This is a genomic window from Leptospira limi (assembly GCF_026151395.1).
GTDB lineage: Bacteria > Spirochaetota > Leptospiria > Leptospirales > Leptospiraceae > Leptospira_A > Leptospira_A limi.
The window spans coordinates 452,159-476,808 of the sequence record NZ_JAMQPV010000001.1; the positions used below are offsets into that span (position 1 = coordinate 452,159).

The following is a 24,650-nucleotide window of genomic DNA, read 5'->3' on the forward strand; positions in this document are numbered from 1 at the left end:
CTAGTTTGAAATTAAGGCAATCCATATGTCACAAAAAAAAGCACTTATAGTTGACGATAGCACAGTCACTCGATTAATGATTCGGAAAATCATTTCCGAAAATCAACCCAATTGGGAAATTTTAGAAGCTGAATCAGCTGATAAGGCAAAATCTATTTTACCAGACCATCCGGACATTGATTTATTCAGTTTGGACCAAAATATGCCAGGGACAATTTCCGGCTTAGATTTGGCTGAGATTTTAAAATCCAACTATCCAAATTCAAAAATCGTTTTAGTGACTGCTAACATCCAAGATGCAATCAAAAATCGAGCCAAAGATTTGGGAATTGATTTTGTCGAAAAACCGGTTACACCTGAAAAAATCATTCCTATGTTAGAAAAAATATGAACTACCTAACAGAGTTAGAACGAGATTCATTATGTGAACTATTCAATATCAGCTTAGGTGGAGCTGCAAAATTGATGAGTGAAATGATCTCTGATGAAATTTTATTAACCGTTCCTAGTTTAAAACTAATTACCGAAGCAGAAGCAAAAAACTTTGAAAACCTAGCGAATAAGGATGTTTGCACAGTCGAACAAAAGTTTGTTGGTGATATTGGGAACGGATCTGCATTTCTATTGTTCCATAAAAGTGCTAGTTTAGAAATTGTGAAAATGATGATGAAAGACTATGTAGCGCTCAATGAAGTTTCACAATTTGAAAAAGATGCACTAAGTGAAATTGGCAATATTATCCTAAATGCAATTTTGTCTAATTTAGCAAAAATGTCCAATTACAAAATTGAAACACAAATACCTGAATTTTTTTCTGGGAAATACGAGGAATTATTATTAAATCGAAATCCAAATACTAATGAAGACAATTCTATCTTATTAGTGTTCATCGACTATCAGTTAAAAGGTAAAGAAATTAAAGGTTATATATTTTTTATTCTAAATTTTGACAGCATCAAAAATCTATCCAGAGTATTGATTGAAAAGCTAAAGTAGTGAGTTCTTTAACCGAAAAACACTTATTAACAATTATAAAAAAATCAGGAATAGGAATTCTGATTTTAAATCAAAACTATGAAATCGTAATTGCCAATCAATGGTTTCTAAAGAGTTCCAATCTTTCAGAAAAAGATCTCGAAAACAAATTAATATCTGACGTATTTCCAGAGTTAGTTGGAACTAGAACTTTTAAATCAATTGAACAATGTATACAATTTTCGCAGTATTCCATACTTACACATACTTTAAATCCATATCCGTTCCCTTTATACGAAAATGAACAAAAGATGTTAAAAAATGATAGGATTTATCAATATTTGCACATCATTCCCATTTCTATCGAAGATGAAATAAATTCATTTTGTATGATCCAAATCTCGGATGTTTCTCAACAAGTAACTAGAGAAAAATTATTAAGGGAACAAATGATAGTTGCTAAAGAAAAGGAAGTTGATGCAAAAAAAGCATCTCAAGCTAAGACGGATTTTTTAGCGTCCATGAGTCATGAAATTAGGACTCCACTCAATGCTATTTTAGGAATGGCTGATACATTAGCCGAAACAAATCTTTCTGAAGAACAAGTTGAGTATTTGACAGTCCTTCGAAATTCAGGTAAGGCATTGTACAATATCATCAATGACATCCTTGATTTATCTAGAATTGAGTCAGGTAAGTTAGAAATCGAATCCATAGAATTTTCAATTCGAGATTTATTAAAAGAAACTATATCCCTTTTCTTAATGAAAGCAAAAGCGAAGGGTATCAAAATCTATTATACAGTCAGTGAAAATATTTCTGAAACTATAAAAGGTGATTCTACTCGCATCCAACAAATTTTGATTAATTTAATTGGAAATGCTATGAAGTTTACAGAGAAAGGTAGTATCAGTGTTAATGCATCTTTAGACAAAAGTAATAAAGTATTAAAGTTAGAAGTAGAAGATACTGGAATTGGCATACCTAATGAAAAATTACATTCAATATTCGAAAGTTTCACCCAAGTGGATAGTTCTACGACAAGAAAATATGGCGGAACAGGACTAGGGCTTACAATCACAAAGAAATTAATTTTAATGATGAAAGGTGATATTTTTGTAGAAAGTGAACTTGGAAAAGGATCAAAATTTTCAATCCATATCCCATATGAAGGATTAGTTCATAGAGATTCTAATATCCACCAACATTGGTTGGACTTAGAATTACCAGAGCCAGAAAACTTTCCTAAATGTAAGATCCTATTGGCAGAGGACTCAGAGGAGAACGTATTCATCATTAAAACTTTCTTAAGAAAATATCCAATCGAACTTGTGATTGCAAAAAACGGAAAGGATGCCTTAGAAAAATTTCAAAATGAAAAATTTGATATCGTTTTAATGGATATGCAAATGCCTGAAATGGATGGACTTGAAGCGACAAAGGAAATTAGAAGTTATGAACAAAATCAAAATATAGATTCGCTTCTTATGGTTCCTATCATTGCAATTTCAGCAAACGTACAAAAAGAAGATATCAGTAAAAGTTTTTTAGCTGGAATTACTTCTTACTTATCCAAACCAGTTCGCAAATTAGAAATTCTAAAGCTCATCCATTTTTACTTAGCACTTTAAGAATTTAAAATTCCAAATTCACTTTCTATTTTAAGACTTTTTCGACAGCAGTTTCAGGATATGCTTCCGAAACAATTCTTTCACTTAATAATTCATTTGCCATTTCGACGGAAAGATAACCTGGTTCTGTTTGGAAACTAACAATGCGAGGATTAAATTGTTGCAAAAACACAATCTTATATTTTTGAGCTAACTTGGAAATTGATTCATTAGATTGGTCATATTTGAATCTAACAATAATGATCCCTGGTAATACAATATTAGGACCATAACCTGCACCTGTATTATAGACTTCGGTCACTTTTGTTGGAATATTTGATTTGCCTTTTTGTTGACTCAATAAAGGTTTCCCAACTTGTCTTAAATTCCATCCACCTTTTACCTTAAGATTGCCCAAACCTTTGTTTTGCGAAGAATTCGCTTGACTCGGTTCAATGAATTCTGCTTCCAAATTGGAATTTCTATAAAATGTTTTTTGAACTCCACCTTCCGTAAATGTAATTTGGTTTGGTGGTTCTTTTGCGACTAAAGGATCCCATAAAAAAAATGAACTGCAGGCAAAACCAATCGATATAAACACCAAAGAATTTTGGAATCGCTTGAAGGAATTAAGATGTTTAAATTTCATTGTTTACCTTCCGTAAATTTTCAATCGCACTGATTGGATGGTTCCAGTGTCTCCAGCTGCGCCATCATAGGCTCGAATAGTCCAACTTCCATTTGGATTTTCACCAAGCAAACGAGTTAAGCCAAAACGATAGGTGGAGGAACCAGTCATATTGGCTATGGATGTACTACCAGAAGTACATCCTGAATTATTAGATGGATTACGACATGCATGGACTTCCGAAAGAACACTCACAGTGCCGCTAGGTGAGGTAACCGTGATTTTTAATTCCGGAAAATAAGTGTGATTCGTTGTAAATTCTACATCAACAAATTCTATGTAAGAAATGGATGAGGAAACTGAATATGATGCATTGGCGCCAGTTACTAAATCATTGTCTGGAATCGAAGTACCTGGTGTGATTGAACTCATTGTTTCCGTTTTAAGTGCCGCACCGATCGGAGACCAAGAATTTGAACGGACTAGTAACTGTTGTGCATCAATAGCACCAAATCCATATTTATGGTTGATATTTAGACCAGCTGCATTGGTAGTCCAATCAGTATCCGAAGCATCATTTTTTCTGGCAGAATAAGCAACTAACTCGCGTACGTCTCTCCAACTTAAATTTGGATTTTTGCTTAGGAGTAATGCAACCACTCCGGCAGCTAATGGAGTCGCAGATGAAGTTCCATTGAATTTTTTCGTATAACTTGAATTGGTGTAATCTCCTGATGTGCCGCCAGCATTTAATCCATTTACACCGGTGGCATCCGTAGTTGAAATTGCTGTAGTGTAAGCAGTTGTATTGTTCCCTTGTGTGTGCGCAACAACCCAAAGATTCGCACCTGACTCAGAATAGGCTGCTTTTTTTCCATTTTCCCCAATTCCACCTATCGCCATAACCCCATAATAATTTGCTTGCCCATCATAGTTTGCGTTATCAACTAGCACCGGTGATGCGACAGTTCCACCATTGGCACCATTCCCTGCTGCCCAAAGGTAAACCGTACCCTTCCCCCCGCGACCGAGAGTTACACCTTCGTTGATGCCTTGTTGCCATAAACTGCTGGATGGCCATAACCAACCATAGATGTCCGGAGATCCCCAACTATTGTTTGAGATAAAAACTCTCCCTGATTCATTGACCATTGCGCGGTATTCGTCGGATGTATAAATTGTTGATTTTTCTAGAATATTGACACCAACCAATTTGGAACAAGGAGCGGCACCCCGAAGTCCAATTGCATTGCCACCTCTGGCACCAATCACTCCTCCAACAGCAGATCCATGAAAACTATTGGAGTAAGAATGGGAGGGATTGAAGGTATTGTTAAACATATTTAAGCCACGAGCTGTGACAGAAATATTTGCACTTAAATCTTCATGTACTATGTTCAAACCATCGTCGACAACGCTCACGATTACCTGGTTTCCAGAATAACCTTGGTCCCAAACAGTTTTGACCCGTGCATCTTCGCCAGGGGTGCCACCGAATTGTCCAAGGTTTTGCAGATGCCATTGGTCGGAATAAAAGGGATCTGTATCAGCTGAAGAGAAAGTACAATCGACTTCCCTAGCATTGAGAATCGAATTGATCAAAAGGAGTAAAATTAAATTATCACTGAATGGATCATTCTTTTTGATAGGATTACAATTCCCATAAACCAAACCGAGAATCAGGAATGTAACTAATCCAAACTTTCCAAATTTCATGAAACCATTACCCTACCATAAGGAATAACAACCAAGGAAGATCATTCAATCGAAATCTGTTAGAAAAAACCTTTTTTTATGCCTTGGCTTCTGCTAATCGTTTAGACCGATCTTCTTGGATTAATGCATCGATTAATTCATCCAAATCTCCTTCCATTATGGCAGGGAGATTATGACTCGTAAATCCAATCCTATGATCCGTACAACGTCCTTGTGGAAAATTATAAGTCCGAATGCGTTCGGACCTATCACCCGATCCGACCTGTGCTTTTTTTAATGCATCTGCACTTTGTTTGGCGGTCTCAGCCATTTGGTCGACAATCCTAGCTCGTAATACGCGCATTGCTTTATCACGGTTTTTAATTTGAGAACGTTCTTCTTGAGAAGCAACGACAATTCCAGTTGGAATATGTGTGATCCTTACAGCAGAATCTGTTGTGTTAACATGCTGACCACCAGCACCTGACGAACGATAAACGTCGATTCGAAGGTCACTATCTCTAATTTCAACTTCTTTCTCCTCTGCTTCAGGAAGAATAGCAACAGTTACAGCAGAAGTATGAATCCTTCCACCTGATTCTGTTTCAGGAATCCGTTGTACGCGGTGTGTTCCTGATTCAAATTTAAATAAATCATATGCCCTATCGTCATCCAATGAAAATACAATTTCTTTATAACCACCAATCCCCGTCGGGCTCATATCAATGATTTCTGTACGTAGGCCTTTTTTATCTGCATATTTGTTATACATACGAAACAAATCTGCACAAAACAATCCCGACTCTTCTCCACCCGTTCCAGCACGGATTTCGACAAGGATACTTTTTCCAGAGTTTGGATCGGGAGGTAATAACATAATTTCGAGTTCTTTTGCAAGTTCCTCTAATTTTTTTTCCCCTTCCTCAATCTCTGATTTTAGCATAGAATGCATATCTGGATCATTTTCGGATTCTAATAATGATTTTGCATCTTGGCAGTCTTTTGTAATTCTTAGATATTCATCTGCTTTTGTATATACGGGCGTTAGGCGAGATCTTTCTTTCGATAGATTCTTCAAAGTATCCGAAGCGGTGGCCTTGGCGAGCTCATCCTCGATACGCAGGTATTTTTCTTGAATTTTTTTCAATCTATCTATCATGTCTATGGAAAGGATACAGAATGCCTGTTTTTGATAAACCAAAATCTAACGAGGATTTAAGAAACCCGTGAACGAACTACCATCTCAGGGCAAATCCAATGGATTTTTAGAAGGCCTCATCGAATTATTTGCAGGTTTTGAGGATTATCGTAGTCCCTATGCTCCCACAATCCAACCTCCCGAAGAAATATTGAATGAGCTTGTTCAGAATGCTTCTTTTAAATCAGGACTCATAAGTGCTACCTGTTCCCTCCCCCCAGGTCCTCTGGGAATACTCAGCATTCTACCAGAGCTCTTAATGGTCTACCGGATCCAAGGCCATCTCATCATGGACATTGCAGCTCTCTACGGAAAGGAAGTTCAAGTGACAAAAGAACTTCTTCTTTATTGTTTATTCAAACATGGAGGAGCTCACGTTTTTCGCAAAATTATCGAGGAATCAAGTTTTAAAATTTTAATTCGCCCAACAACCGTTAGAGTATTTCAAACTGTACTCGAAAAATTAGGAATTATGATTTCTAAATCGATCATCCGAAAACAGTTTGCACGTTGGGTACCCATTGGTGGGGCCGTAGTCACTGGTACATTTGCCTATTATGATACAAAAAGAGTTGGGAAAACAGCGATGGAACTTTTCTCAAAGGAAATTCACTCGGATGAAATCCGGGAAATGTTGGAGTCTCAGTGAAATTTCATTTCATCTTAATTCTTACTTTTTTAAATTTCAGTTATTGCCAATCAAAACACGAATCTTTAGTTTCCGAAATTGAAGACCTAATCTCAAAAGAAAAATACGAAAAGGCTTTGGTGTTATTACAAGACCGTTTGTCAGCGAATCGGTCTAATGCAGAAATTCTTTCCAAAAATAAACCAAACCAACCTCGCCTATTTGCATTATCAGAAGACCGATCCAAAATCGTATGGACCGAAAACAAAACACTTTACTTCAGAGACTTAGTGAATGATAATCGGAATTCAATTGAACTAAAACTAAGACCAGATTCCATTCAAGTATCAGCTAATGGGAATTATGTTGTTGTCCAATATCCGTTAAAACAATATGGCGGTTGTGCCTTATTTGGATATTCAACAATGGATTCTTCATTAGAACATGAATCTATCGTTCATATTCCATGTAAAACAGGTATGGCGATTTCGAATTCAGGCGATTTAATTTTTTATTTTTTTGAGAACCAGCTCTTCGTCGAAAAAACTGGGAAGATTTCAAAACCTGAAAAATTCCTAACCAATGATTTATTTCCTTCTCCTTATCCAAAATTAAAAATACAATACCATATATCTCCTATCGGAAATGAATACTTAGTTTGGTCTGGTGTAGGCGGAGCTTATCATCTTTTCTTTTTAAATATTGAATTAAAAAAAGTTTCACTTCTCTCAAAGGACATCGTCCTACCAAAATTTTATTATCATAATGGCAATTCAGGTTACGTAGTTGGTGGGAAAATTGGAGACTTATATTTAAAGGAAGTCAACTACCAACAAGGAAGATCTCCTTCTATCAATCGCGGAATTCCTATTGTGACAAGAGAAGCATATTCGTGGCGTCTTACAGGTAAGGATGAATTCATTACTACCAACCAGAATGAACCCAACCAACCGATGAAATGGAAAGTAACGGGAAAAAAGGAACATTTCCCATTTTTTTTAGATCGGTTATGGGGTGTTGCTGGAGATAAAATCGTATACGAAAGTATTCGTGGTGAACTTGTGTTAGATGATTTAACGTTTAGCGAAGAAGACTGGAAAGTTTATGAATATTTTAAAAAAGTGAGGAAACTCAACGACGGCTAAGCCGCTTGTTCTTTCTCTTTTTTTGCGGAAAATATATCACAAGCCTTATATAAATCCTGAACACAATGAGAAGTCAATCGACTCAAATCTTCCGATTGTAAACGATCCTTCGAACTTGGACATACAGAAAGGCCTTTTGCATACAATGGGCATTTTACGTAGAATTCGTTTTTAGGAAGGGACTTCTGTGGCATAACTCTGAAAATTTTTTGTGAATTCGGTGCCCTGTCAAACGGATTTTAATGGAAAAGCCAAAATTAAAATCTCAAATTTTATCGATTACGAATCTATTTTTAAAAGTACAAATTTAAGATTGTAGGGCTTTCTACCGAAATCACTTGGTCTTCAAAAGTAAAATCTCTTAAATTGAAAGTTTTTCCATTCCAGTGATTTTCAAATAAATGCCCAGATAGAAACACTTGGACCAGATCTTGCGCTCTTGTCGATTTGATGTACTTAGGCATACCCTCTTGTTTCCAAATATTCGAATCCGTTAAATCTTTATCTGACCACTTCATTTTCGGAAACACAGCTGATGGAGAAATTAATCCATCAATAGCCTTTCCTGTTAGGCGACTATACAAACTAGAATCGAAAACATCTTGCCCAATAAAAATAGCTACTTTCCAACCAGGAACAATCCAAATACGATCTTGGTTAGTTTCGCCAGCAGAATATACTTTGAGTTCATCTTCTGTAAGAATGGATTTTTTCACAATCGGTTCCATCAATTTTCCATCTGCAGAAAATGGAATTGCGACATTGTAAAGTGGGCCATTTGGATCTAATACCAGATTGCCTTTTACAATTTTTGGATTTGGAAGTACAATGGTCCCACCTAAAATGGGTACATTAAATTCTTTTGCTAAATTCGAAAATGTTCTGACATACACTTCTGACATCAATTCAGCTTTGGATAATAATAAATCTTTAATGGTAAAATTTTCACCTTTTGTTTTGAGAGCTTCCTCCAAGGTGTCAGAAGATAAGAATCTAGATTTTTCATTTAGAAAAACAAGGCCAGAACCCAAATGTTCTGGAAAGATAACGATAGTTTTGCGATCAAAAATTCCAGAAGATTTTCCTTTGATTAAAGTTTCTTCAATTCTTTCACGCCACCATTCCTCTTTTACGTAATCTTCCGGTTTTAGTACTAACTGTATTCCAACTAAATTACCATACTTTCGATCTGTTCCATTCGTTTGAATGGTTACATCATTCCATGATTTTTCAGGTTTTTGAATTTCTTCATCTACTTCAGGTTTGCTAAAATTAAAATCAAAATTGAATTTGAAATCGAAATTAAAACTAAAGTCAGATTTTGGTACTTCTAACTTTGGAGATGGAAGATTCATATCATGTTCTTTTATAAAAGTTGCAGAACCATATCCAACTCCGAAGAGAACGATAAATAATAAAATTTTATAAGGAGGCACATAAAGATTATGCATATTGATTTAAATAAAGTTGGACAGCATCCAACATATACTCCGAAAAAAGTTTTTTGGGATCAAATGAGTGAATGTTTACCCATTCCATATAATCATGTTCGTCTGATAATTGAACGTTCCCTTGTATTAATTTAGCCTCATATGCGATAATGATACAAGGGAAATTTCCTTCATTAACCATATGTTTATGAACAAAAATTGGTCTTGGGTTTACTTCAATTTTTATATTTTCACCCAATTCTTCGTTAATTTCTCGGTATACACTTACCATCCAGTCTTCAAAAAATTCATCTTCATTCATCCTTCCACCAGGGAGGTCACCATGACCAGATTTTTGATCACGTAATACTAATAAAGAATTTCCATCTCTTAAAAAGAGCTTTTGGGTAATTTGAAAAAAACCGTGTTTACTCACAATAAGTTTCCCCAAATATCAATTTGATGATCAACTGCATATAACTCCGGAGAGGGAAGTTTTTTTGTTTTGTATTGGTTAACCATTCCTAAAGAGACACTTGCTAATTGCGAAATAATCGGATCCATAGATTCTGTTGGTACACCAAAAAATAAAAAGTTAACAGGACTTCCATCACTGATTAGGTATATTTCTTTTTCTAAGTTCATCTCAGGAATTTTAAAAATAATTTTAGAACCCAAATCCATTTGTGTTTGTGGATCTAATATTCTTAGAAATGTAATGGAAAGATTTTTATCTTTTAATTTAGGTTTTTCACTCGTATTTAATTCATTTGTCCACTGAATGAAGTTTGCAAATTCAATTGTTTTTGTCGAACCTGAAGCTAAAAATAATTGTTTGTGTTCACTCTCCAATATCCAAGTTTCAAAGTCTTTTGGCTGTAAAATAGATTCACCTGTTACACCAATGACAAAATCGATTTTAGAAAATTCTGTCTCAGCAATTGTATGAAATGATTTTTTAACATACGTTGATTCTATTTCAAATTTTCGATCAACTTCCAAAACATCTAAGTTTGATTCATGTAAAGAACCTCCGATTAGATATTTCTTTAAAAATCCGCCAATATTACCTTTTGCTCCAAGGATGAGTATTTTTCTTTTCGATAAAACTTTACCAATTCCATGTAATGTATTCTCAATTGCATTAATAATGGAACGTGCTACTTCTTTGGATTCTTCCAAAGTTTTTTCTTTTGAAACTGCAATTGAATAGGCAGGTATAACGAGAGATTTTTTCTCATCCCTAATTTTTGTGAGTCTGTCGAAACCATTTCTAGTATGTTCGACAGATCCAATTACATGTTCTTTTAAAATTTCCGAAAATTTTCTATCAAGTAATGATTTGTTTTTGCATTCGACCCAATATTCAGAAAGAACTTCTCCCAATGTAACATCATTTAATGCAAATTCATTAAGAACTGGAGCAACATAACCACCATCTTCAATCAAAATGATTTTTTCCTTCTTCTCAACAAGTTGCAATAATTGATTTAAAAACAAATAGGTAGACAATCTTCGCATAGCATCGAAAAAACCTAACTTCGCCTCTTCCAATTTATGCCGAAAATTTGTATGAATCTCAAAATCACTGTAAAGAGGAGATACTCCATAATAGGGTGTATTATTTTTCGTGAGTTTAAATTCCAAACCAGCCATGTAAAACGTTTCTGTAGGAATATCCAATAATATATCTAAGTAAACTGGAGGAATATTTCCACCATACTTAACAAAAGCAACATTTAATGAATTCGCCTTCAATCTTCTGAAGGTTTCTATTAAGGAAATGATTTCAGACGTTATGTGGTGAATGAGAAATATATTTATGCCTTCAAATGAAAATTTGTGACCTTTTCCATTGGCAATGGTTTCCAATATCGGCATTCTTTTTAAATAGAAACTTGGATCTACTAAAGTTCTTTTCTGATTAAAACTAAAGTTTAAAACTCTGTCGAGCCGAGAGAGATCTACATAAATTGATGTTTTTCCAATGATTGCTCTTAAGGTGTTCCCTTCTTTTATTTTTTTAGATGCTGATGAATCTTCTAAAAGCAAAAAGAGTTTTTTTAAGATAGATAATGAAACACTTGGATCTGAGCTTAAAATCAAATTACGATACTGTTCTTCCCAATAAAAATTTATATTGGATAATTTCCCCAGAGGTGTTTTTTCAATCTGGGAAAATACCTTACTAAAATGACTATTTTCCTCTTCGTAAAATGTTTCTCCTTTCTGAGCAACATTGATAATTCCATTACTTAGGGATTCACTTATCTTCGATGCACCAGCAATATACGTTCTAGAATGTACATCACTTACAACTTCGTGAGGGATATTTTTTAAATTTAAACATCCATCTTCTCGTGAATCAATCGTTATACGGAGGAAAAAATCTCCAATTCGGCTTTGGCTTTGTACTCTTTCCATCAGTATATAATATCCAGATGGATGAATAAAATCAGTATCAAATGGAAATAATAATGCTATAGTTGAATTTCTATTTGGATCTTCACCGTAAAACTCTGGGTGTATTTTTTTTGCTATCGATTGTTGTTGGAAAGATCCAAATACAAATCGTAAATTTTCTTCAAATTCTTCTCTGAATAATACCCAATCTTTTAAAATTCCAGCTCTTGCAAATACTTGAACATGTTGGATATGCATATCCACTAATTCATGATTGATATTTGGATTAATTTTATAAGTGAATGCTAAATCACCTGGTAACGATTGTAATAAGTTTCCAATCTCCTCACCAATCGTCCGTGACAGGATGGAAAGTCCAAAAAAAATCCGAAGATTGGTTAAGTCAATTTCCCATAATCCCTCATCAATTTGATGAAGAGTTGGCCCGAGAGATGTTTTTATATTTTTTTCTGAAGTCATATGGTTATTGGAAATCAACAACTACCTTTACACTCGATGGATCTTTTGCTTTGTTATATGCTTCTTCCAATTTATCAGCAGGGTATCGATGTGAAATTAAGTTTGTCTCTAATGATTTTGTAATTTCTGGATTCTCTCGTAACAATGATATCGCCATATGGAAATCACCACAACGGGAACTATGAATCTCTTTTCCCTCTTTAAAAAATTCACCTACCAAACTTTGATCGGCAGGCCATTGATTGGAATTGGTAGTATCTACAAGGATCGCCCCTCTTGGCCGCACCAATGAATTTTCATGATTTGGGTTTGGTCGAATGGCAAATCCTATTTCGTTCGGGTTTGAAACAGCTACTACATCAAATCTTGGCAAATGATCAAAAAATTCCTTGGAAGATAAAATGGTTTCAGCGGTTTTTTCATCCCCTACATAAACATTAAAATCTTGTTTCAATTTGGTTTTAATTTCTTCCGAAACGTTCTCGAAAACAAAAATATTTTTGTTTGTTCTTGTTTCGTTTTGCCAATGGAATTTTGTATTTTGTTCTGAAAATGGGAGAATGGACAATTCATCTACCACAAGTTCTGTTAAATGATTTATCCCTGCCATCGGTTGGCCATTGGTAGTTTTTAAGTGGACTTCTCTTTTAGCAATTTGGATGGCAGATTCAAATCCCGACGGAGTAGAGGTTGTATCATATACGATGTCAAATTTGTTTTTTAGATTTTCTACATTTGTTATGCGAAGATCAATCACATCATCTGCACCCATTTCTTTCGATAATTTGACCAAGTGGTCATGGCGAGTAATCGCAGTTATGCGAAAATCCGATTGATTGGATTTGCGGTAGGATGAAAGTGCAGCAAGGATTAAACTCCCCAATCGTCTAGGACCTAAAACAGCAACATGGTCTCCTTTTTTCGGAGGAGAAGCTATGATGGCTTGTAAGGCTGCAGCAAATGGTTCCATAAGGACAGCCGCTTTTGGAGAAACTCCTTCTAAATTGATAGCTGCGTTTATCGGAGCAAGGATATAAGGTCCAAAACCACCAGGCAATCGATCGATTCCTAAAACCCTGCGTTCAGGTGAGTGTGTTGGAATTCCTTCCTTACAAAATAAATCTGGTTCTTTATCACCTCGAGCTTCGTAAGTGTCGTTGATCTCAACTACGAATTGTTTGCCATGGTTTTCTTCGAGACCTTCTGCTAATACCTCATGCCCGATAATTTGAGGGAGAGGAAATGGTAAAAATCTCCGATCGATATCGGTGGAACAAACACCACATGAGATTGTTTTTAATGGAATGTAACCTGGACCTAATTGGAGGTAGGGTTCACCATTTCGTTTGATTTCCCATCCGTCTTTCTGATTGCCTATGTATTCGTATTCAGCCGATTCAAAGGAGTCACTGGAGAGATAATCCTTTGCTCTAAATTTTAGATTCATTACCTATTGTTGATAAAAAATAGAAGAATGATAGTCAATGTAAAAAAGGTAAAGTTGAGAAGAAAGCCTTGTCTGATTTCTTGCCTTTCTTTTTCCCCTAATAAATAACTTGTCACAAATACTGAGAAAAAACCACCTAAGTGTGCCCAATGAGCCACATTATCTCTCGCAAAAACATTGGTCACATCTGAGTAAACCATCATCCAACCAAACAAAAATACTGGAAATGGAATCGATTTGGTTTTGGAAATTGGAAATCGAAATGGTGATAACAAAGTAGCCGCGGAAGCGAGACCTGAAATAGATCCACTCGCACCAACTATAGGTGTTTTATCTCCTAAAATAAACCCTCGCACAACTCCATCACCTAACACTGAAAGTAATCCAGCCATAAAATAAAACAATAACCATCTTTTTTTACCAACTCGTTTCTCAACAACCCTACCAAGTAATAATAGGAAAAATAAATTGGATAAAAGATGGGCTCCAGATCCGTGGAAAAAAGTGGATAATATCCAATTGAGTGGCTCGAATTCACCGGGGGTTGCAATAAAATATTCCGTTACCAAGTTTGGCATAAAAATGGAAACAATCGGATACAATAAGAATAAAAATAAGGCAAAACTAGCGGTTAATGGAAATTCCCAAATGAATGATCGCATAACTATTTGAAGGTTGGGATTTTTGCTTCTTCTGGATTTCGAAAGTAAGCAGGATCAAAATTGGGAATTCCAGATGCTAGTTCATGTAAATCGGGTTGTTTCCAAATTTGTTCGTAATAATTGAGAGATCCATATGAATCAAAGTGACTATCGTACAATAATCGCAAATACTTCTCTTTGTCATTTACAATGATTCGAATTACTTCATTGGCCATAGCTTCGAAAGATCGGCTTTCTTTATCGAATTCGTCAATAGAGTCGTGTAACAATCCAAGTAAAACAATGTACTTCTCTGCTTGTTTTAATGATTTTAAGGAATACGCCAACTCCTGTAATTTCATCAAATACAAATAAGGACGAATGTTTTTTCCAATGATTAATTTTTGTTTCGCAACTGCAATTTCGCGATAACCTAATCGCAAATATAATTTGCTCTCTGTTTTTTCTTTTCCATTGGCAAGTCGAGCCAGTCTGCCTAACTCAATTTCTAACTCTTCAATTTCGTCTTCCAAAACATTGATGTACAATTGTATGAGTAAACCTTGCGTTCTACGTAGTTCTGCGTATGAATTTCCCAAATCCATTTGTAAATGAAGGATTTCGGACTCTATGTGGTGTTGTACGCATCGTTTGAAGTATTTTTTTTGGTCTTCTGTCCCACGATTGCTGATTGTTGAATTTAAAATGCGAAGAAACTCGTAGTTATCCTTAAGTCCATAGCTAACACGAATTAACTGAGTCGCTTTAGAACTAGATTGGTCCGGCGTTGTCTCTCCCATTGCAATGAAGAGAAGCAGTAGTATTACCGAAAAACGTTTCATCTATGCAACTAGTTTCGGCCGTTCAGAGAAAACATTAGCATGATAAAAAAGAAAAGACATATACGTCTCATATTCTAGAATTATGTCGAGAGGAAACTGTGCAAAAGTTAGGATCATTACCCATTTCTCCCTTAGAAGCCATTGACCAATTAAAATTGGAGATGGACCAACCTGTCTGGGAAAATCGCCTCTTAGAATTGATGAAATTGGCAGCCAATAACGATAAAAACGTTTGGGCAATGATTTACCAAATTATCCGAGAAGCGGACTCAGGAAGGCTTTCCTGGGGTTACCATAAGGTTCTACTTTCGGGTATGGTTTATCTTTTATCCTATGTTGGAGATTCAAAGAGTTACCGTGTACTTTTGAATTATGTCAAATCTTTGGACCGTACCATTCCGATTGGCGCTATGGAATTGATATCCGATTTACTCCCTACTTTTGCCGAACTTGACATCCGAGAATTGTTTTCCATTGCATCAAATCAAGATGAACTCAAATCTGCATTCGGAGTTTTGGCTCTTTGTAAATTGAAGATGGAAAATCGTCTCTCTGACGAAGAAAAAACAAATTTAAAACTGTTTTTGTTGGAATACAAAAATTTGAAATATTATTTAAACGATATCATAGAACTTACCTTGGAACAATTGAACGAATCCGATACAAGTGAGTTCTTATCTGAACTTGATGGAATTATGTTATGAAAGCAGCTGTTTTACCACAAGGATCTAAATTCTTAGAGATCCAAGAATTAGAATTACCACCATTATTACCAAACCAAGTGAAAGTGAAGGTAAAAGCTTGTGGGATCTGTGGGTCAGACATTCATCTCATCTTACATGGAAAAATGAAGGCAACATATACTCCATGTGTTCCTGGTCATGAAACTTCAGGTGTGGTCACTGAGATTGGTGAACAAATCACAAAATTAAAAGTGGGTGACCGAGTTGTTGTGAGTGCAGGAACCTCTTGTGGGAAATGTAAACATTGTTTGGCGGGGAGAGAAAATCTTTGTGAACACATTGGAGTGATTGGTTTTAACCAAAGAGGTGGTTTTGCAGAATACATCCAAACAGAGGAAAGATACTTACATGTTTTGCCTGACGAAATTCCCTTTGCTGAAGGTGCAATCCTAGCTGATGCTGTCTCTACTCCTTACCATGCAATCAAATACCAAGGCGAACTGAAAGCAGGAGAGTCTGTTGCAATTATTGGTTGCGGAGGACTCGGAATCCATGCTGTTGCAATTGCCAAAGCACTTGGGGCAGGTAAAATTTTTGCAATTGATATTGATAGTGGAAGTTTAGAAAATGCAAAATCATATGGTGCCGACGAACTGATATTAGTCGAAAAAAATATGCAGGTGGGCAAGGTTCTAAAAGAAAAGTCTGGTGGGATTGACCTATTATGTGATTTTACAGGTTTTATGCCAAATATTGAAAGTTCTGTCCGAGCCATGAATCGTGGAGGAAGGATTGTATTAGTAGGCATCGGCAGAAACAAACTCGAAATTCCTATGCCATTTTTTCTCATCGAAAGACAAATCCGAATTACAGGTTCCTATGGATCAGATAGACGGGCCATCCCTGAACTCATACAACTTTATAAAGATAAAAAACTAAATCTGACAAAGTCCATCAGTGGAATTCACAAATTGGAAGATACAAATGAATACCTACATGCATTGGAAGAAAAAAAAGGAAATCCGATTCGTTTCATCATTAATCCGGAGCTTTAGCCAATTAAAATCTAAGGAATCTGCTATTTGATTTCTATGAGTAAAAAACTTAAATCATCCATTTGGTGTTTCCAACCATTGGAAAAACGAAATAAGGAATCTTGTAAGATACTCGATATATCTTGGATATTGTAGTAGCGATATTCCCATAACAATGATTTGAGCCTATCTTCGCCAAAACTTTCTCCATATTCATTTAATAAGTCAAAAATTCCATCTGTATAGAGTAATATTTTATCCTTAGGTTGGATCCATACAGTTTCTTCTGCATAAGATTGTTGGGAAAAAAGACCTAATGGTTTTCCCTTTGCAGTCAGTTGTATTACATCGTTTTCAGTGTTTCGAATTAGGTAAAAACTAGGATGCCCAGCATTGCTAAAAGTAGCTGTATATGATTCTGTATCGATAAAAAGATAAGAAGCGGTAATGAAGAGATTTTTTGTTTTTCCAACCAAGTGGCGATTCATCAGGTGAAATACCCTTGCTGGAAATTGTAAATAGGGGCCTGCACCTACAAATGCCATTTTAGACATGGCAGCTACCATTGCAGACGAAATTCCATGACCAGACACATCTGCGATTAAAAAAGCCCAATTGCCCATACTATCTTTTGTATGGTCAAAATAATCTCCTCCAACAGATTCCAAATTTTGAGAAAATCCAATGATACGAATTTTATCGTCCTCATTGTATTTAGAAGACAATAGTGATTTTTGTAAGGCATGTGCTAAGGCTAAATCTTTATCAATTTGAATCAATCGTTGGAGTTCTTTATTTTTTGTTCGCAATTCGGTGTTCATTCGATTGATTGAATGCAACAATTCCCAATAATGTTTGAACACATAATAACCAAAAAATCCCAACATTAGAAAAAAACCATAGTGAATGAATCGAATTTTGTAGTTCAAAATTTCTAAATCCACAAGTGTATCATGGAGTCCTGCAAAGACGATGACAAGGATGCCTAAGATAATTTCTCTAATTTGCCGATTCCCTTTCAAAAATACATATAAAGAAGATAAGATGGCTACGATTGCTTCCAATACAACAATCCAATTATAATCTTCCTCACTATTTAAAAAAGAAATTCCTGATTCATAATTACGTACCATAGATAATAAAAAAACGAAGATATGTAAAATCGCGATAAGCTTAAAAATTTTCTTAAAGAAAGGAGGAAATACTGAGATCAAAAATAACAAAAAAGCAAAAGGGAAAAAAGTGAAATTGAGAAATGTTATTGGAATGATATAGGAAGCATACTGACGTAATGAAAATCCAACAAATCCATTTAAGACTTCGATGAGCGAAGCAGACAAAAGTAGAATTGAAAAATTTAAAAAAATCAATTCTTTTCTGCGCAAAAAATAAAATCCCATGAATATAAAAGATAACACTAACAATATCGGGGAAAAAAAAGTTTTAGAAAGATTTTCCATAAACAAATCAATCAATGCTTTTGTATGATTTTTAAAAATAATGTCACGATCTAATCCAATGAAATTTTTATACCGAGATTGGAATTGAATGTATATAAATCCTTTTGGTTCAGGACTAAGTGGAATCAAATGTGGGAATATAAAATCAAATTCCTTTGAAATATAAACATTCTCTTTTCCTTGGAAAACTTTAAACGTTTCTAAGGCAATTTCCATAAATAGAATTGGGCTTTGAAGTTGTCGTATGAATTGATCACTAAATTTGATATATAAAAATTCTTTTTCCTTTTTCTTAAAGCCTAATGATTTATCAGAAATTGGTAACCATTTTGATTCTTGGATCGTTTCTGGGTCTAAAATTTCTTCAGAAGACCAATAATAGTACCTGTCAATCAGATAAATAGATTGTTGTAATTGGATTTCTTGTTTGCCTTCGGAATGAAGGTCAAAGCAGTTTTGAATAAAAAAAATCAAAAGGAAAAAAAGAACAAATTGAATTGGAACCAGAAAGGATTTATAAGGTTTGACTTCTTTCAATTTTCAGTTCCTATAGGAAAAGCAGGATAACGTTCAATGAATCGCACACGATTCCAATCATTTTTTTATCTACTCCCTCTACTCTTATTGTCTCTTACTGCTCTATTGGCACAAGAGAACAAAACACCCCAACAACTCTTCATGGAAGACAAAATGGAATGTTATTCGATAGCCACTGAGATTGATGGCCTCGAATACCAGAAATCTCTTAAATGCATTTCGCAAGATTCAATCTGTTACATCATCCAGGGATTTGCAATGAGTTGTATTCCAAGATCTGGTCGGTATCCGTCAGACCTTCCCAACCTAACGCCAAAACCAACCCAACCATAATCGTATAACAGGAGATTTATGAAAATCAAAACAAAAATTAGCGAAATGCTAAAAATTGATCTGCCGATCATCGCTGCGCCAATGTTCCTTGTCTCCTATCCGGAGTTAGTAGTTGCCGTTTCAGAAGCAGGAGGTATTGGGTGTTTCCCTTCTCTCAATTACAGAACTCCAGAACAGTTACGCGAAGGGATTCTGGAAATACGTTCGAAAACAAAAAAACCGATTGGAGTGAATCTAATTTTACATAAGGAACATAATCCTAATTGGGCAAAACAATTTGAAGTGGTGATGGATTTAAAAGTAGAGTTAATCATCACAAGCTTAGGAACTCCAAGGACAATCGCCAAAGAAATTAAAGCAAATGGTTCCACATTATTTTGTGATGTAACAACCCTCAAACACGCTAACATTGTCGCAAAATCTGGCGCAGATGCACTCATCGCTGTTTCACAAGGAGCAGGTGGACATGCAGGTGCAATCACTCCGTTTGCTCTCATTCCTTATCTTAAAAAAGAAACAGGACTTCCAGTGATTGCCGCAGGAGCCATTTCCAATGGTTCACAAATGGCTGCAGCACTCTCTCTAGGAGCAGATGCCGTTTATATTGGTACACGATTTATAGCAACTCCAGAATCGAGGGCACAAAATGAATACAAACAAATGTTAATTGATTCAAGTCCAGATGAGATTGTATATACTGAAAAAATTTCAGGGATCCCTGCCAATTGGTTGGCCAAATCAGTGGAACGTTCACCAGAAATATTGGAAGACGGACCTAAAAAAATTGCCGCGGGACATGCAGGTGGAGAAAAAGCAATCGAACAAGAATACAAACGTTGGAGAGACATTTGGTCTGCTGGCCAAGGAGTTGCCCAAATTGAAGAAGTGAAACCGGCTGGAGAGATTGTAAAAGAAATTGCAAATGAATATTTGCAAACTGTTAACTCACTCCCTCGATAAATTCACAAAACAAATATTATGCGAATCTTCCACGAAATGGCTGATTCGCTTTTAATGAATTACTTAAGATTATTAGAAAAATTTCGGATCGTGGAAATCATTCCTTTTGTATCCAAATAGTCATTGGATTTATACAAACGTCTTCCATCTGGACTGAGAATCAAAAAGAAAGGTAATCCAATTTTTAATTCGGGATACTCTGGATTTGAGACAAATGTTTCAAATATAGAATCCGTATCATAAACCTTCCACAAAATTACATCCCTACGAAAGGTTTCGTTCCATTCTTTGTTTGTCAGTGTAAGTTTCTGAAATTCTTTACAGTTCGTACACCAATCTGCATAAAAATCAATGAAAATTGGTATATTTTTATCTTTTGCTAATCTAAGTGCATCACTTTCATTGCGGTACCAAACTAAATTTCCATGTTCTTCCTTAATTTCTTGGTTTGAAGAATTTGAATTGGAAACTGCATTTCCGTAGTTTTGTTTCCATAAAGATAGATTCAAAAATAAGAACAAAATGAGTAAAGCAGTGATGGATACAATTTGATAGAGAGATTGTTTCATCTTTTCTGTAGTTGTTCCTTCTTTTTTTTGAAGGTACAAAAACAAAAGAGCCACTGTCCAAAGGAGAAAAACTTTTAAGCTTAATCCTTTTGCTAATCCCCATAAATCAAATGCCTTTTCAAGGTATGTATAAGAAAAATAGAAGATGAGTATCGCCAATGACCATTGAATGTATTTCATCCACTTTCCCGATTTAGGGAGTGACAATCCAAATACACCGATCATTAAAAATGGAATCCCAAGACCCATTCCAAATAAAAACATTTTAAATGAAGTAAAAAGGATCGGTAAAATTTTAAATCCTTCTGTTTGGTAATTGATGAGTTGGACTAGTATGGAAACAACAACAGGGCCAACACAAGGTGAAGACAACAATCCAGCTCCCATTCCTAAAAAGAATGTATTCGCATAATTTACGTTAACCGAATTTTTTAGATCACCAGAAAAGAATGGAAAATATAAAAATTCAGCAACACTTAAACCCAAGACAAATAACAAAATTGCTAAAACCAATTGAGTTTCAGGAAATCGCAAAAATGAGTTAAAAACTCCCCCGCTGACCCCTGCGATCAATCCGAAGATCGCATACATCAAGGCCAAACCAAAATAATACACGAGTGGATGCGACCATTTGTGTTTGGCGACTCTAGTTTTTAAAATTCCAGCCGTGATCGGATACAATGGATAAACACAAGGAAGTAACCCGGCAAATAAACCACCTAAAGCTAAAAATAAAGCTGTGGAAAAAGAAAAATTGCCGGAAGACAATTGCGATTCAATGAAGGTTTGGATTTCAGAAAACATATATTTTATCTTAGAACGAAGTTGTCGCTTTCAATACAATACTGCGATCCAATCTACCATATTCGGAGATTGGAAACGTTGTAGGTTTTGAAAACTGTCCTATATATTCGACACGATTTGATGATTCCCCGGTACTGTCTACATACCATTTATTGGGTTCCCCTTTTGTATCATACGATCGGACTTCCATATACCCAATCGCAAACCGAGTTGACGGGGAAAACAACCATTCTCCAAAAATTTGTTTTCCAATATAATAAGACTGGTCAGAATACCTTGGTTCTGTTGCACCAGGTTGGAACCTTACCCAAGGTTCCCGTTCTACGGTTTCTGTTGCCCTAAGTCCAGGGTTTGGACCTCCAGTTGCGATCTCACCCCTTGTTACCAACCGAAGGGTACCATTCCCAATCCCTAACCAAAGGTAAGCCCCTTTGCCTGTTGATTCGGGAATGGTCGTTCCTTGTTGGTAGGGTGCCATACGATCAACAATCTTTCCACCCAAATGTTTTTTGAACATCCCGCCAAGTCCCAAATTGATGATATCCTTCCATAGGAGATGCGATTCGATTGCAATGACTTGTTCTTGGTTTAATGAAACAGGTCCTTGTCGTTTTGTATTTGGATTTCCATCATCTAAAAGGCATTTGGTTCGTCCTTCCCTACATTCGTCATTCGCATAACCAAATGCATTCGATGCTCGCCCAAGCAGATGGATGCCTGTTTTTAAATTTTCAGTCCAGGAAGGATCCCAACCTATTTTTCCGATTACATCATAACCGGTATTGGTTGTGTTTTGAACTTCTCTGTATCCATCTCCATTGACAATTGCAGTCTGCAAGGAAAATGATCTCCATTTTCCAATATAATTGATTCCTAAATCGACAGGGTCTTTTGCAAATCCAAGAGATTCTAAAGGTGATTTATCAAAATACCGCCAATCATAATTTCCTGACCATACAGAAAACATATGTGGAAGTTCAAACATTCCAAACTGGATTTGGTGTTTTGTTGTTCCAATCTCAAACGTTTTTGCGAGATTTGCTCGCCTAACTAAAAATACATAAGGATTCGATTTATTTCCAGTTCCGACAGACGTATCATTTGTGAGTGCATCATTTCTTAAAATTTCGCCCCAAAATTCTGCTTTGATTCCTAATTCTTCCCATTCTTTGGAAATCGAAAACATTGTCCAAGGCATGGAAAATCCAGTTTTATCAGTGGGAGAAAGTTCGTTTGCACCTGATGCTTTGTCACGGATTCGAATTGAAGCAGTGGGAGTGATGATGGCCCCTAATTTTAATCCATAGTAACCATCAGGTTCTTCTTTTTTGGTTGTAACTACTTCTTCACCTAATACGGGATAGATGAAGAAGGAAAATACAATGATAAACCTAGAAAAAAATTTCACTTTTTGCCGTAGGTTTCATCCGGTGTAAAACTTTTATCTTCCCAACCAATAGGTTTGTGGCATGGTAGACAACGATTTAACATTGGCATTTGTTTTCTTTTTTCATTGAGTAAAACGGTTGCTCCGTCTTTTGTGATCATCTCTTTGTACTCATTTTTTTCAAGTTCGGTAGCACCTTCTTTTTTAGCACCACCAGTACCTTTTACAAAATCGATTCCATTGATGTTAACTTGTCCTTCACAAACACAAGTATAACCTTTTTTCTCTTTTTCTTCGAAAAACACTCCAAATGCGGTTCCGCGAACTCCTGCTGTCGTAGTTGGTGTGGAAACTTCAAAACTTCCTTTTTTGAAACCGTTTACACGAAACCAGGCAGCACCGTTTTGGACATAGGCTTTTGCTACTTTTTTATCGGAGTTCCATTCCTTTAAGGTAAAATCTGTGTTAGGTTGGATTCTGATTTCTGTCTCTTGGTACAAAAAATCCACTTTGGAACCATTGCCAGTTTTGATCCGATCACCTGGTCTTAACACGTCGTTTATTTTGAGAGTTTTCCAAAGTTTAGAAGTGTCAGAGGCAGGTAAAAAACTTACCTTTCCACGTGTAAAAGTTGCAACAGCAAACTCTTCAGCAGAAAGGGAAATTGATGTTAGGAGGAACAATAAGAGTGTTAGAGAGATTTTGAGGCTCATAATCACTCTAACAAACACAGGGAAATAAATTATCAATCAAATTCTCAAAAATAACGGTTTAGAATCTGATCACCAAGGGATGGCAAAACCCAATTGTGATAATTTGTACTCTAATTCCTCTCGTTCTCTACTTTTTTTAGCAGTAGAACCTTGTTCGTCTAACATTCCTAGTTCGATTGCTTTTTTACGTGCTCCTTCTTTTCCTGAAAGGTTTAGAGCTGCGATGATCTCGGAATCATATTTTGTCAAATGAAGGGCACTCAATCGATAGTCCACAAACGCTTCCCAAGTATGTGGTACCCATTTTTGAACAATTTGTTCACCGATGGTTTTAGCAAATAACCGAATTTCTAGTTGGGCATGGTCATCCATTCTTAGGGCTAAAAAATGGAGTAAATTATGTAGGTCAATTTTCCAATAAGCTTCTGTATATGTTGCGAGTGGGAGATCTTTTCTTGCTTGTTCACGTGCAACACCCAATTCCAATCTTTCATTATAAATATCATTTGCAAATTTTTGGAATTCCGTTTCTCGCTTTGTTAGGTGGTCACCTTTGGATAATTCTAAAAATCCATCACTTCCTTGTTTGTTCCCTACGGATTGTACTCGCCACTCACCAGGTAAAGTTGTTTGAGCCGAATCGATGGCTACGGAATAACGCGTAGAGTATTCATTGACATTTGCCATTCTATGGCGAATCCATTGGCGCCAAGTGTCCATGGGAACTCTCACATGTAGCTTGAGTTCGCACATTTCAAATGGTGTGCTATGGCGATGGCGCATCAAATACCGAATGAGCCCACGGTCTTCATTTACCTTTTTTGTTCCTTTTCCGTACGAAACGCGTGCTGCCTGAACGATGGATTCATCTGAACCCATATAATCAACGAGTCTGACAAACCCATCATCCAAAATTGGGAATGGTTTTCCTAAAATGTAGTCTAAATCGGGAACGGATACTCTTGGAATGGATTCGAAATCAGATTGTTGCATATTAGCTTTATTTTTTAGTTCACAGGCATATGAAAAGTCGAAAATAGAGTTATAG

At 35.9% G+C, this 24,650-nt stretch carries 24 protein-coding genes; 9 read left to right on the top strand and 15 right to left on the bottom strand.

The window, feature by feature from the left end:
- The first annotated feature begins 25 nt into the window (after positions 1 to 25).
- The 3 genes from ND812_RS02030 to ND812_RS02040 are packed head-to-tail and all read left to right on the top strand — an operon-like array spanning position 26 to position 2,606.
- On the top strand, positions 26 to 391 hold the full coding sequence (locus ND812_RS02030) for a response regulator (protein ID WP_265374049.1): 366 nt from the start codon (positions 26 to 28) through the stop codon (positions 389 to 391).
- Entirely contained in the window at positions 388 to 996 is a 609-nt protein-coding gene (locus tag ND812_RS02035; RefSeq protein ID WP_265374050.1) for a chemotaxis protein CheX, read from the top strand. Before ND812_RS02030 ends, ND812_RS02035 begins: the two co-directional genes overlap by 4 nt.
- Positions 996 to 2,606, top strand: coding sequence for an ATP-binding protein (locus tag ND812_RS02040; RefSeq protein ID WP_265374051.1), 1,611 nt, complete (start codon positions 996 to 998; stop codon positions 2,604 to 2,606). Before ND812_RS02035 ends, ND812_RS02040 begins: the two co-directional genes overlap by 1 nt.
- Positions 2,607 to 2,631: 25 nt before the next feature.
- On the opposite strand, the gene ND812_RS02045 is transcribed toward ND812_RS02040, so the two are convergent.
- The 3 genes from ND812_RS02045 to prfA form a co-directional block, all read right to left on the bottom strand.
- Positions 2,632 to 3,234 (bottom strand): hypothetical protein, encoded by a 603-nt coding sequence (locus ND812_RS02045; RefSeq protein WP_265374052.1) that lies wholly within the window; start codon positions 3,232 to 3,234, stop codon positions 2,632 to 2,634.
- A 3-nt stretch (positions 3,235 to 3,237) separates the two neighbouring features.
- Positions 3,238 to 4,929 (bottom strand): S8 family serine peptidase, encoded by a 1,692-nt coding sequence (locus ND812_RS02050; protein WP_265374053.1) that lies wholly within the window; start codon positions 4,927 to 4,929, stop codon positions 3,238 to 3,240.
- Between the two features lie 76 nt (positions 4,930 to 5,005).
- A complete protein-coding gene (prfA, locus tag ND812_RS02055; RefSeq protein ID WP_265374054.1) occupies positions 5,006 to 6,067 on the bottom strand; it encodes a peptide chain release factor 1 in 1,062 nt (353 codons plus the stop codon).
- Positions 6,068 to 6,134: 67 nt separating this feature from the next.
- Here prfA and ND812_RS02060 point away from each other — a divergent pair, with 67 nt between their 5' ends.
- Positions 6,135 to 6,755 (top strand): hypothetical protein, encoded by a 621-nt coding sequence (locus tag ND812_RS02060; protein ID WP_265374055.1) that lies wholly within the window; start codon positions 6,135 to 6,137, stop codon positions 6,753 to 6,755.
- Positions 6,752 to 7,879: a hypothetical protein gene (locus ND812_RS02065; protein ID WP_265374056.1), complete on the top strand. Its 1,128-nt coding sequence runs from the start codon at positions 6,752 to 6,754 to the stop codon at positions 7,877 to 7,879. Before ND812_RS02060 ends, ND812_RS02065 begins: the two co-directional genes overlap by 4 nt.
- On the opposite strand, the gene ND812_RS02070 is transcribed toward ND812_RS02065, so the two are convergent.
- The 7 genes from ND812_RS02070 to ND812_RS02100 all read right to left on the bottom strand — a co-directional run bounded on the left by ND812_RS02070 (position 7,876) and on the right by ND812_RS02100 (position 15,122).
- Entirely contained in the window at positions 7,876 to 8,073 is a 198-nt protein-coding gene (locus ND812_RS02070; RefSeq protein ID WP_100725745.1) for a hypothetical protein, read from the bottom strand. The genes ND812_RS02065 and ND812_RS02070 overlap by 4 nt on opposite strands.
- A 99-nt stretch (positions 8,074 to 8,172) precedes the next feature.
- Positions 8,173 to 9,330 (bottom strand): carbon-nitrogen hydrolase family protein, encoded by a 1,158-nt coding sequence (locus ND812_RS02075; protein WP_265374057.1) that lies wholly within the window; start codon positions 9,328 to 9,330, stop codon positions 8,173 to 8,175.
- Complete coding sequence (locus tag ND812_RS02080) at positions 9,323 to 9,745, bottom strand: NUDIX domain-containing protein (protein WP_265374058.1); 423 nt, start codon at positions 9,743 to 9,745, stop codon at positions 9,323 to 9,325. Before ND812_RS02080 ends, ND812_RS02075 begins: the two co-directional genes overlap by 8 nt.
- On the bottom strand, positions 9,742 to 12,192 hold the full coding sequence (locus ND812_RS02085) for a Rossmann-fold NAD(P)-binding domain-containing protein (RefSeq protein WP_265374059.1): 2,451 nt from the start codon (positions 12,190 to 12,192) through the stop codon (positions 9,742 to 9,744). The genes ND812_RS02080 and ND812_RS02085 overlap by 4 nt, the downstream gene beginning before the upstream one ends.
- A gap of 4 nt (positions 12,193 to 12,196) precedes the next feature.
- Positions 12,197 to 13,639: an MDR/zinc-dependent alcohol dehydrogenase-like family protein gene (locus ND812_RS02090; protein ID WP_265374060.1), complete on the bottom strand. Its 1,443-nt coding sequence runs from the start codon at positions 13,637 to 13,639 to the stop codon at positions 12,197 to 12,199.
- Positions 13,639 to 14,301 carry a rhomboid family intramembrane serine protease gene (locus tag ND812_RS02095; protein ID WP_265374061.1) on the bottom strand — a complete coding sequence of 221 codons (663 nt, stop codon included), beginning with the start codon at positions 14,299 to 14,301 and terminating at the stop codon, positions 13,639 to 13,641. Before ND812_RS02095 ends, ND812_RS02090 begins: the two co-directional genes overlap by 1 nt.
- Positions 14,302 to 14,303: 2 nt before the next feature.
- Positions 14,304 to 15,122, bottom strand: coding sequence for an adhesin OmpL37 family surface protein (locus tag ND812_RS02100; RefSeq protein WP_265374062.1), 819 nt, complete (start codon positions 15,120 to 15,122; stop codon positions 14,304 to 14,306).
- Positions 15,123 to 15,283: 161 nt separating this feature from the next.
- On the opposite strand from ND812_RS02100, the gene ND812_RS02105 reads away from it, so the two are divergent.
- Both ND812_RS02105 and ND812_RS02110 read left to right on the top strand, forming a co-directional pair.
- The gene (locus ND812_RS02105) at positions 15,284 to 15,826 is read left to right on the top strand and encodes a hypothetical protein (RefSeq protein WP_265375891.1); all 543 of its coding nucleotides are present in this window, start codon (positions 15,284 to 15,286) and stop codon (positions 15,824 to 15,826) included.
- A complete protein-coding gene (locus tag ND812_RS02110; RefSeq protein ID WP_265374063.1) occupies positions 15,823 to 16,860 on the top strand; it encodes a zinc-binding dehydrogenase in 1,038 nt (345 codons plus the stop codon). Before ND812_RS02105 ends, ND812_RS02110 begins: the two co-directional genes overlap by 4 nt.
- 23 nt (positions 16,861 to 16,883) lie before the next feature.
- Here ND812_RS02110 and ND812_RS02115 read toward each other — a convergent pair whose 3' ends face one another.
- The gene (locus ND812_RS02115) at positions 16,884 to 18,836 is read right to left on the bottom strand and encodes a PP2C family protein-serine/threonine phosphatase (protein ID WP_265374064.1); all 1,953 of its coding nucleotides are present in this window, start codon (positions 18,834 to 18,836) and stop codon (positions 16,884 to 16,886) included.
- A gap of 36 nt (positions 18,837 to 18,872) precedes the next feature.
- Between ND812_RS02115 and ND812_RS02120 the strand changes: the two genes are divergently transcribed.
- The gene (locus ND812_RS02120; protein ID WP_100725736.1) at positions 18,873 to 19,169 is read left to right on the top strand and encodes a hypothetical protein; all 297 of its coding nucleotides are present in this window, start codon (positions 18,873 to 18,875) and stop codon (positions 19,167 to 19,169) included.
- A gap of 18 nt (positions 19,170 to 19,187) precedes the next feature.
- Positions 19,188 to 20,129, top strand: coding sequence for an NAD(P)H-dependent flavin oxidoreductase (locus ND812_RS02125; RefSeq protein ID WP_265374065.1), 942 nt, complete (start codon positions 19,188 to 19,190; stop codon positions 20,127 to 20,129).
- 59 nt (positions 20,130 to 20,188) lie between these two features.
- Here ND812_RS02125 and ND812_RS02130 read toward each other — a convergent pair whose 3' ends face one another.
- From ND812_RS02130 to thyX, 4 genes are all read right to left on the bottom strand, one after another.
- Entirely contained in the window at positions 20,189 to 21,502 is a 1,314-nt protein-coding gene (locus tag ND812_RS02130; protein WP_265374066.1) for a protein-disulfide reductase DsbD family protein, read from the bottom strand.
- 10 nt (positions 21,503 to 21,512) lie between these two features.
- Complete coding sequence (locus ND812_RS02135; RefSeq protein ID WP_265374067.1) at positions 21,513 to 22,910, bottom strand: hypothetical protein; 1,398 nt, start codon at positions 22,908 to 22,910, stop codon at positions 21,513 to 21,515.
- On the bottom strand, positions 22,907 to 23,602 hold the full coding sequence (locus ND812_RS02140) for a FecR family protein (RefSeq protein ID WP_265374068.1): 696 nt from the start codon (positions 23,600 to 23,602) through the stop codon (positions 22,907 to 22,909). Before ND812_RS02140 ends, ND812_RS02135 begins: the two co-directional genes overlap by 4 nt.
- A 69-nt stretch (positions 23,603 to 23,671) precedes the next feature.
- Positions 23,672 to 24,595, bottom strand: coding sequence for an FAD-dependent thymidylate synthase (gene thyX / locus ND812_RS02145; RefSeq protein ID WP_265374069.1), 924 nt, complete (start codon positions 24,593 to 24,595; stop codon positions 23,672 to 23,674).
- Positions 24,596 to 24,650 lie beyond the last annotated feature (55 nt).

Coding starts and splice junctions, on each gene's coding strand:
- ND812_RS02095 (WP_265374061.1), bottom strand. CDS start 14,301: ATGCGATCATTCATTTGGGAATTTCCATTAACCGCTAGTTTTGCCTTA.
- ND812_RS02105 (WP_265375891.1), top strand. CDS start 15,284: ATGGACCAACCTGTCTGGGAAAATCGCCTCTTAGAATTGATGAAATTG.
- ND812_RS02120 (WP_100725736.1), top strand. CDS start 18,873: ATGAATCGCACACGATTCCAATCATTTTTTTATCTACTCCCTCTACTC.
- ND812_RS02130 (WP_265374066.1), bottom strand. CDS start 21,502: ATGTTTTCTGAAATCCAAACCTTCATTGAATCGCAATTGTCTTCCGGC.
- ND812_RS02075 (WP_265374057.1), bottom strand. CDS start 9,330: ATGCATAATCTTTATGTGCCTCCTTATAAAATTTTATTATTTATCGTT.
- ND812_RS02110 (WP_265374063.1), top strand. CDS start 15,823: ATGAAAGCAGCTGTTTTACCACAAGGATCTAAATTCTTAGAGATCCAA.
- ND812_RS02050 (WP_265374053.1), bottom strand. CDS start 4,929: ATGAAATTTGGAAAGTTTGGATTAGTTACATTCCTGATTCTCGGTTTG.
- ND812_RS02125 (WP_265374065.1), top strand. CDS start 19,188: ATGAAAATCAAAACAAAAATTAGCGAAATGCTAAAAATTGATCTGCCG.
- prfA (WP_265374054.1), bottom strand. CDS start 6,067: ATGATAGATAGATTGAAAAAAATTCAAGAAAAATACCTGCGTATCGAG.
- ND812_RS02100 (WP_265374062.1), bottom strand. CDS start 15,122: ATGAAACGTTTTTCGGTAATACTACTGCTTCTCTTCATTGCAATGGGA.
- ND812_RS02045 (WP_265374052.1), bottom strand. CDS start 3,234: ATGAAATTTAAACATCTTAATTCCTTCAAGCGATTCCAAAATTCTTTG.
- ND812_RS02140 (WP_265374068.1), bottom strand. CDS start 23,602: ATGAGCCTCAAAATCTCTCTAACACTCTTATTGTTCCTCCTAACATCA.
- ND812_RS02070 (WP_100725745.1), bottom strand. CDS start 8,073: ATGCCACAGAAGTCCCTTCCTAAAAACGAATTCTACGTAAAATGCCCA.
- ND812_RS02085 (WP_265374059.1), bottom strand. CDS start 12,192: ATGACTTCAGAAAAAAATATAAAAACATCTCTCGGGCCAACTCTTCAT.
- ND812_RS02090 (WP_265374060.1), bottom strand. CDS start 13,639: ATGAATCTAAAATTTAGAGCAAAGGATTATCTCTCCAGTGACTCCTTT.
- ND812_RS02035 (WP_265374050.1), top strand. CDS start 388: ATGAACTACCTAACAGAGTTAGAACGAGATTCATTATGTGAACTATTC.
- thyX (WP_265374069.1), bottom strand. CDS start 24,595: ATGCAACAATCTGATTTCGAATCCATTCCAAGAGTATCCGTTCCCGAT.
- ND812_RS02030 (WP_265374049.1), top strand. CDS start 26: ATGTCACAAAAAAAAGCACTTATAGTTGACGATAGCACAGTCACTCGA.